Consider the following 1,868-nt stretch of genomic DNA (forward strand, 5'->3'; position numbering starts at 1 on the left):
GTGGTGCCGGCACCCACCAGGTCGGCCAGTACGGTGCCGTCCTGGGTCTGCACCACGGTCCCGTCGGGCACCTTGAGGACCAGGTCCCGGCCGTTCGCGCCGTCCCGGTTGGAACCCGCCCCGCCCTTGCCGTTCTCGGCCTTGACGTGCGGCCGGAAGTGGAAGTCGAGCAGGGTGGTGACCTGCGGGTCGACGACCAGCGAGACACTGCCGCCGTGCCCGCCGTTACCACCGTCCGGCCCGCCGAAGGGCTTGAACTTCTCCCGGTGGATCGAGACACAGCCGTGCCCGCCGTCGCCGGCCTGCAGGTGCAGAACGACCCGGTCAACGAACGTCGTCACGCTGCCAATCCTTCCAGCGGGGCACACCCCCGCCACGAGAAAACAGCGAAGCGGGCCGGGACCTACGGTCCGCGACCCGCTTCGCCGAGAGAACTACTGCTGCGGCACGATGCTGACGACCTTGCGGCCGCGCTTGGTGCCGAACTGGACCGCACCGGCGGCCAGCGCGAAGAGCGTGTCGTCGCCACCACGGCCGACCAGGTCGCCCGGGTGGAACTTGGTGCCGCGCTGCCGGATGAGGATCTCGCCGGCGCTGACCACCTGGCCACCGAACCGCTTCACGCCGAGCCGCTGGGCCGCGGAGTCACGACCGTTACGCGAGCTGGACGCACCCTTTTTGTGAGCCATCTGTGGACGACCTACTTCCCGCTGGAGATGCCGGTCACCTTGACCTGGGTCAGCGGCTGGCGGTGACCCTGGCGCTTGTGGTAGCCGGTCTTGTTCTTGAACTTGTGGATCCGGATCTTCGGGCCCTTGGTGTGCGCGGCGATCTCGCCGGACACCGCGACCTTGGCAAGCTTCGCCGCGTCGGTCACCAGGTCGTCACCGTCGACGAGGAGCACCGCGGCGAGCTTCACCGCGTCGCCCGGAGCACCGGCGAGCTTCTCGACCTCGATCACGTCGCCCTCGGCGACCTTGTACTGCTTGCCGCCGGTCTTGACGATCGCGTACATCGGACGCGGACTCCCTGTCGTTGAGGCTGCTGGCGGGTAGTTTTCGCGGCGGCGCGGCGCGGTAGCAGACGCGACGGCGGGCACGCGAGAACTTGGCACACAAGGGTGCGCCGCAGGCAAGCGTACGCCATGACCGGGCGGTGCCCCAAACCGGCCCCGCCGTTTCACCTGGCCCGGTACCCCGGCCCGGGTCGGCCACGGCCGCCGGCCCCGCTCCGGACCGTCCGGGGGCGCCCCCGGACGGTCCGGGACGGTGCGGCCGGCACCACCGACCACGGCCACGGTCGTCGGCTCAGCCGGCGCAGAGCTGATCGAGGCGCTGCTGGAGCTGGTCCAGCTTGTCCGAGTCGATCGAGTTGATGTCCGCCTTCATCGTGCCCACCTCGGCGGCGATCTCGGCCAGTACGGTCTTCAGGCGCGCGTCCGTGGCGAGAGCGGACTGCCGGGTCAGCTCGGTCCGCCACCCCTTCAGCGCCGCCTCGGCCCGCTGCCGGGCCGCCTCGGCGGTCTTCGTGTCACCGGCTCCGGTGGCGGTGAGCATCGTGCCCAGCTCGCTGACGTACGTCTGCACGGCGGTCGAACCGGCCCGGATGGCGGCGTCGCAGACCTCCCGGCCGTTCCCGCCGGCCGGAGCGGCGGTACCGCCGGCCGGCGACCCGCCCGGCCCGGCACCCGGCGGGGTGGTCGGCCCGGTCCCCGGGGTCCCGGTCGGGCCGGCGGTGACGCCGGGCGTGGCGGTACCACCGGCGCCCTCCCGGTCGGCGGAGCACCCGGCTCCGGCCAGCATGGCGACGGCCACGGCCGTGACGGCGATCAGGCGACGCATCGGGGTACTCCTCGGCAGGGGTGGGGG

General features: G+C 72.3%; 3 protein-coding genes and 1 pseudogene. All 4 read right to left on the bottom strand.

The window, feature by feature from the left end:
* Positions 1–341 (bottom strand): annotated as a pseudogene (gene obgE, locus GSF22_RS33235) (GTPase ObgE); the annotation flags it as partial.
* 93 nt (positions 342–434) lie between these two features.
* The gene (rpmA, locus tag GSF22_RS33240) at positions 435–689 is read right to left on the bottom strand and encodes a 50S ribosomal protein L27 (protein ID WP_208817866.1); all 255 of its coding nucleotides are present in this window, start codon (positions 687–689) and stop codon (positions 435–437) included.
* An 11-nt stretch (positions 690–700) separates the two neighbouring features.
* Positions 701–1,015 (bottom strand): 50S ribosomal protein L21, encoded by a 315-nt coding sequence (rplU, locus tag GSF22_RS33245; RefSeq protein ID WP_208817867.1) that lies wholly within the window; start codon positions 1,013–1,015, stop codon positions 701–703.
* 292 nt (positions 1,016–1,307) lie between these two features.
* On the bottom strand, positions 1,308–1,868 hold a 561-nt coding region (locus GSF22_RS33250), incomplete at its 5' end, for a hypothetical protein (RefSeq protein WP_244454581.1).

This window comes from Micromonospora echinofusca, assembly GCF_017614955.1.
GTDB lineage: Bacteria > Actinomycetota > Actinomycetes > Mycobacteriales > Micromonosporaceae > Micromonospora > Micromonospora echinofusca_A.